This window comes from Pseudoduganella sp. RAF53_2, from assembly GCF_052113985.1.
GTDB lineage: Bacteria > Pseudomonadota > Gammaproteobacteria > Burkholderiales > Burkholderiaceae_D > Rugamonas.
On record NZ_JBFRDW010000346.1, the window covers coordinates 1 to 6,348 of the forward strand.

A 6,348-nucleotide genomic window follows, 5' to 3' on the forward strand; every position below is an offset into this window, starting at 1 on the left:
ACTGAATATAGCGGCCGGTGGTGGTGAACATCTCGCGGCCGTTCAGGAAGGTCGCGATGCCAGGCAGACCGCGGATCAAGGTGGTATTGGCTTCGCCGGCGTCGCGGCGCACCTGGATACCGGTCACGCGGGCCAGGGTCTCGGCCACGTTCGTATCAGGGAATTTGCCGATGTCGTCGGCGACGATGGAGTCGATCACATTGTCCGAATCCATCTTGATCTTCTGCGCGCTTTCCGCTGCACGGCGCACGCCCGTCACGGTCACCACATTGTCCTGATTGGCTTCTTGCGCCCAGACCGAGGCGCTGGACAGCATGCCTGCAGCCAGCAGACTGGCCACAGTGACTTTCAAAGCAAAAGTATAGTTATTGGGCGTGATTTGGCCCGTTGCAGAATGCATCATAGGTCTCCCGATGTTGTTATTGAAACTTTGTTCAAATGTTGTCTGAGACCCATGTTAGGGACTGGAGCCCATTCAATCCAATTAATTTTTCAGCGTTTTTGATATCGATTTTGGTATCAAACTTTAAGCACCTTAATGTGGAGAAAGGCTTTGGCTTAGTGAATAGCAGCGGTTTTGATAGAATTGGGCTTTCTTTCCTCTTGGAAAAATAACTAGATGCACCCTCTGATTTTCTCCTCGCGCGCAGCCCGAATTGCGGGCTTGGCGGCACTGCTGTGCTGCGCATCCGCGCGGGCGGACGATGTGGCCGATATCAACAAATTGGTCCGCAGCGGCCAGTTGCCGGCCGCGTTAGCGAAAGTGGATGTGGCCCTCGCGCAACACCCCAAGGATGCACAGCTGAGATTTATCAAGGGAATGATCTTTTCCGAGCAGGGAAAGGCGAATGAGGCCATCGCCATCTTCCAGAAGTTGACGGAGGACTATCCGGAATTGCCGGAGCCGTACAATAACCTGGCCGTGCTGTATGCGGGCCAGGGACAGTACGACAAGGCGCGTGTGGCCCTGGAACGCGCGATTCGCACCAATCCGACTTATGCGACGGCGCACGAGAATTTGGGGGATGTGTATGCGAAGCTGGCGTCGCAGTCTTATGACAAGGCGATGCAGATTCTCGATACCAATCAGCAGCCGGCGCCGAAGTCCAAGTTGTCCATGGTGCGCTCGCTGGGCGTGAAGGGTCCTGCACTGACGCCGGCCGGCGCCGCGCAGGCCACCACCGCACCACAAATCGCCGCGGCTCCTACAGCTGCGGCCACCTACGCACCAGCGCCGGCCGCCGGCCCCGCCGCGGCACACGCCGCGCCTCCGCTGGCGACGCCCGCACCTGTCATCGCCGCCGCCCAGCGTCCGGCCACGACGCAGCTCGCGTCCGCTGCTGCGCCTGCCGTCACTCCGGTCGTCAYGCACGTGGCGCCGCCGCCGGCAGCGAGCATCGCCGCTGCCCCGCGGCCAGCGCCGACGCAATTCGCCTCCGCCGCACCAGCGCCCGCGCCAGCCACCGCTGCGGCATCGCGCGCGCCTGCGACGGCGCCAGCCGCCACGGCAAGCAAGCCGATTTTGCAAGCCTCCGCAGCGCCAGCACCATCGCGGACGCCAGCAGCATCCGTCCCAACGCCAATACCGACGCCAGCGCCAGCCGCCGCCGCGGGTAAGCAGGCTGTCGCGGCGGCCGCCGCTGCTTCAGTTCCCGCCAAGCCCGCCGCTGCTGCGTCAGTTCCAGCCAAGCCCGCAGCCGCAGCGTCAGCCCCGGCAGTACAATTGGCGAAGGCCGAGCCGGTGAAGGTTGACTCTGGCGAGCATGACAATGTTGCAAAAGCCGTCGACAGCTGGGCGAAAGCCTGGAGCGCGCAGGACATGAGAGGCTATCTGTCCTCTTACGGCAGCAACTTCCAGACCCCGCGCGGCCAGAACCGCAAGGCCTGGGAAGCCGACCGCGTCGCGCGGATCGAAGGTAAGGAACACATCAAGGTCACGGTGGAAGCGCCACAGATCACGGTGAACGGCAACATGGCGACGGTAAAATTCCGCCAGATCTATGTGTCCGACCGTCTGAAGGCCAACAGCCGCAAGACACTGGTCATGGAAAAGCAAGGCAGCAAGTGGGTAATCAAGCAGGAACAATCGGGGGGCTGATGAAGCACGCACCAGCAAACAGCAAGCGCACCAAGGCCGCAACACTGGCCGTGGCCGCGTGCACTCTGCTGGCGCCGCTGGCAATCGCCAAGTCCATTCATCCCGGCGGCGGCACGCCCGCCAGGCAGGACCCCGAACTGCTGCTGATCGATATCTACAAAGACCTGCGCGCCAGCCAGCTCAATGAAGCCCAGGCCAAGGCAGACGCACTGGTCGCCGCCTACCCCAATTTCCGCATCGGCCACCTGATCCGCGGCGACCTGCTGCTGATGCATACCCAGCCCGTCACTACGCTGGGCGCCGGCATCGCATCCAGCGCCCCGCCGGACAAGCTGAAAGACCTGCGCGACGAAGCGCGCGTGCGCCTGCAATCGATCACCGCCCGCCCCGCAGCGGACATGGCCCCGCGCCCCGTCCTGCAGCTGCGCAGCGACCAGCGCCACGTGCTGGTGGTGGACACCACGCAGTCGCGCCTCTACGTCTACCAGAACCAGAACAACCAGCTGAAGTTCATCACGGACTACTACATCACGCAGGGCAAACTGGGCATTCACAAGCTGAAGGAAGGCGACCAGAAAACGCCGATCGGCGTGTACTACATCAACGGCCGCGTGTCGGGTCGCAAGCTGCCGGACTTCTACGGCGCCAGCGCCCTGCACATCAACTACCCGAACGAGTGGGACCGCGTGCAAGGCCGCAGTGGCGGCGGCATCTTCCTGCACGGGACGCCATCCGACAGCTACAGCCGCCCTCCTCTTGCCTCCGATGGCTGCGTGGTGCTGACCAACGCCGACCTCAAAAAGCTTGAAGGTACAGTCGATATCGGCAAGACGCCGGTCGTCATCGCCGAAAAACTGGAATTCGTCAGCAAGGCCAAATGGGATTCCGAGCGCGACACCGCGACCCGCCTGATGGATAGCTGGCGCACCGACATCGCCAGCATGGACCGCACACGCGTGCTGAAAAACTACTCCAGCAAGTTCCGTTCAGCCAACGGCGAAGACCTGAACACCTGGTACGAAAAAGAGATGCGCGCCCTGGTGGATGTGGTGAATCTGGGCGTGAAGCTGAGCGATGTCACCCTGTTCCGCTACCCCGGCCAGGACGACATGATCGTCTCCACCTTCACCATGGAGACGCTGATTGGCAAGAACAAGAGCACCTTCCGCAAGCGCCAATACTGGTCGCGTGAAGGCGGCAACTGGAAGATCGTGTTCGAAGGCCTGATCTAAGACTTCTTGTGCGCCGCCATGGCGCGCTTGCGCAGCCAGGCCTGCACTTCCTCGAATTTCACCTCGCCGCGATTGGCGGTATCGATTTCCGCAAAGTGCGAAGCCACATAACCGAGGCCCGCCTTTTCCGCTTCCTGTTTCGTCAGCGTGCCACTATGGTCCGCATCCGCTTCATCGAAGCGCTTGCGCAGCTTCTGCTGGACTTGCGCGCGCAACTCATCGCCAGAAGCAGCCGGTTCGCGCGAAGGAATGCGCTGGTCCTTCGGCACATAAGGCTCCTGCTGCGCAGCGCAGACAGTGGATATGGCCAGCGCAGCCAATATCAGCAATCGTTTCATTCCTTCTCCTTCAATGTGCGGACGCGTAGAACGCTGCCAAATCCGATTTGATGGCGCGCCGCGCCGTATCGTCCAGATAGGCCATGTGGCCGCTCTGGTAAAAGCGTACCGTAATATTCGAATTGGTGCCCAGCCGTGCCAGATCGCGCTCGGTTTGATAGAACGGCGTGGCGAGGTCGTAGTAGCCGTTGAGCGACATCACCTTCAGCGACGGATTCAGGGTCATCGCCGCCGCCAGATCGGGCACCGTATCCGGCACGTTCTTGCCTTCGTGGCTGAAGTTCCAGCGGTTGACGATGTCGTTAAAGGTCACATAACCCGAACCGGCCGTGTAATGCAGCGTGCCGGCGATACAGCTGATGGTCGTGTTGACGAAGGCATCGTTCACCACCGCCAGTGACGGATCGCCGCCTGCTGCCAGCGCGCTGCCTGCCGGCGCCAGCACGCGCGCATCGTAACGTCCTGTCAGCTGCCCCGGCACCACGGTCTGGAAGGTATTCGGCTGCATATCGAAATTCTGCTGCCACACCAGCGCTGAAATGCCCGTGAACGCGTTCAGCTGGGACGTGACGGCGGCCGGCGGCTGCGTGCGGCTTGCAATCCATGGCGTCATCGCGGTGCGGTAAGCGCCGGACGCGAAATCACGCGCCTGTTGCAGGTAGCTGTTCAAATCCGCGGGCAGCGGATTGGCGGTGTGGTGGTAAGCGCCAATGGCCGCATACGTCGGCACATAGCCCTCGCAGCTGACCTGGTTCGGATCGAACACGCCGCAGTTGGCGTTGTAATCCAGGATGGACGACAGCAGCACGATCCCGTTCAGCTTAGTGCCTGCGCTTTCCAGCAGGTTGGCCAGCACCGCCGTGCGCGGCGCGCCATACGATTCGCCGAACAGGAACTTGGGCGAAGTCTGGCGATTATTGGCGGCGACATAGCGCAGCACGAAATCGCGGAAGCTGGCCGCGTCGGCATCCACGCTCCAGAAATCCTGGTTCTTGTTGGGTGCAATGGCTTGCGAGAAGCCGGTGCCGATAGCGTCGACGAACACCAGATCGGTGGTATCGAGCAGGCTTTCGGCGTTGTCCACCAGCTGCACGGGATTCGGCACGAACAGCGTCGGCTGGTTGGTCACGATGCGGCGCGGGCCGAAGGAACCGAGGTGCAGCCACAGGGTCGATGAACCGGGGCCGCCGTTGTACATGAAGGTGACCGGACGCGTGGCCGCCGACTGATTATCCGCCGTGTAGGCAATGTAGAAGAAGGACGCGGCCGGTTGGCCGGTGCGTGCATCGACCGTGGTCAGATGGCCGGTGGTGGCCGTATAGTTGATGCCAACGCCGTTCAGGGTGAGCTGCGCCTTCAGCGTCGCCGCGCGCTCCTGCGCAGATGCCAGAGAGCCGGTCGCCGCGCTGGAATAGACCACACTGTCGGCCAGCGTGCCGTCGGCAACGGGCGGTGTGGAAGGTGTCGTTGGCGGCGCCGGCGCGGGCGAGCCGCCACCTCCACCACCGCAAGCCACAAGCAAAGCCGCCAGCGTGGCGGCAAGCGGCGCCCAGGCGGCGCGGCGCGGCAGGCAATCCAGTTCCATGCATCCTCCAAAGGGGTGCAGCACTGAAGGGAATTATACGGCTGTGTCAGACCTCATGGCAAAACGCTTGCGGTAGTCGCGCGGCGCCACCCCAAGGGTGCGCTGGAAGGCGGAGCGCAGGCGCTCCTCATTGCCGAAACCGCACAGGCGCGCGATCTGGTCCACTTTGCGCGGCGAAGCTTCCAGCATGCGGCGCGCGGCCTCCAGCCGCAGCACTTCCACGCCCTTGGCAGGCGTGCGCCCAGTCTTCTGCTTGTAGACGCGGGCGAAGTTACGCGGGCTCATATTCACCTGCTCCGCCATCACGTCCACCGACAGCGGCTCCAGCGCAAGGTTATCCATGATCCACAGGTGCAAGCGTTCGAAGATGTCGCCCTCCTCCGACTGGGTTTGCAGCAGCTCGCTGAACTGTGCCTGGCCGCCGGGGCGCTTCAGGAACACCACCAGCTCGCGCGCCACCTGCATGGCCACCGCGTGTCCGCAATCGTCTTCCACCAGCGCCAGCGCGAGATCGACGCCGGCACTCACACCGGCCGAAGTCCAGACGGATTGCTGGCGTATGTAGATCGCATCGTTGTCCACCTCCACCGATGGGAAGCGCTCCCGCAATAAATCGCACATGGCCCAATGGGTGGCGGCGCGCTTGCCGTTGAGCAGACCCGCCTGCGCCAGCAGGAAAGTACCGCTGCACACCGAGGCCGTACGGCGCACCTGCGACGACGCGCCGCTCAGCCACTCCGACAGCGGCTTATTCAGCGACTGGATGCGCGGCATATGGGGTGAGCCGGGAATCACAATGGTGTCGACCATCGCAGGATCAAAGGCGCTGAGCGGATCGGACACGATGGCCATGCCCTCCGCCGAGCGCATCACGCCGCCTTCAAGGCTGACCGTGTGCAGCACATAGCCTGGCAGTCCGCGTGCGCGCATGCGCTTGTCCGCGGCCCAGAACACGGTCTGTGGCCCCGTCAGATCGAACAGGCCGACCTCCTCGTACGCGACAAAAAGTACGAGGCGGGAGGATGGCAGGAATTCAGGGGTATTCGTCATGTCAGGGGATTCTCGCGCGCCTAAGATGAAGCTGTCAAATATGAC

General features: G+C 62.7%; 6 protein-coding genes. 2 read left to right on the forward strand and 4 right to left on the reverse strand.

Going from position 1 to position 6,348, the window contains the following annotated elements; translation table 11 throughout:
• Positions 1-403: TonB-dependent receptor plug domain-containing protein (locus AB4Z11_RS19510; RefSeq protein WP_442027029.1), on the reverse strand; the 403-nt coding region annotated here is incomplete at its 3' end.
• Between the two features lie 216 nt (positions 404-619).
• Here AB4Z11_RS19510 and AB4Z11_RS19515 point away from each other — a divergent pair.
• On the forward strand, positions 620-2,098 hold the full coding sequence (locus tag AB4Z11_RS19515) for a tetratricopeptide repeat protein (protein ID WP_442027031.1): 1,479 nt from the start codon (positions 620-622) through the stop codon (positions 2,096-2,098).
• Complete coding sequence (locus AB4Z11_RS19520; protein WP_442027033.1) at positions 2,098-3,330, forward strand: L,D-transpeptidase family protein; 1,233 nt, start codon at positions 2,098-2,100, stop codon at positions 3,328-3,330. The genes AB4Z11_RS19515 and AB4Z11_RS19520 overlap by 1 nt, the downstream gene beginning before the upstream one ends.
• Here AB4Z11_RS19520 and AB4Z11_RS19525 read toward each other — a convergent pair.
• From AB4Z11_RS19525 to AB4Z11_RS19535, 3 genes are read right to left on the reverse strand one after another with little or no spacing between them, the layout of a single operon-like run.
• Positions 3,327-3,668 (reverse strand): EF-hand domain-containing protein, encoded by a 342-nt coding sequence (locus tag AB4Z11_RS19525; protein ID WP_442027035.1) that lies wholly within the window; start codon positions 3,666-3,668, stop codon positions 3,327-3,329. The two genes, AB4Z11_RS19520 and AB4Z11_RS19525, sit on opposite strands and share 4 nt — an antisense overlap.
• Positions 3,669-3,678: 10 nt before the next feature.
• Positions 3,679-5,238 (reverse strand): S10 family peptidase, encoded by a 1,560-nt coding sequence (locus AB4Z11_RS19530; RefSeq protein ID WP_442027039.1) that lies wholly within the window; start codon positions 5,236-5,238, stop codon positions 3,679-3,681.
• A 48-nt stretch (positions 5,239-5,286) separates the two neighbouring features.
• Positions 5,287-6,303: a GlxA family transcriptional regulator gene (locus AB4Z11_RS19535; protein ID WP_442027037.1), complete on the reverse strand. Its 1,017-nt coding sequence runs from the start codon at positions 6,301-6,303 to the stop codon at positions 5,287-5,289.
• Positions 6,304-6,348 lie beyond the last annotated feature (45 nt).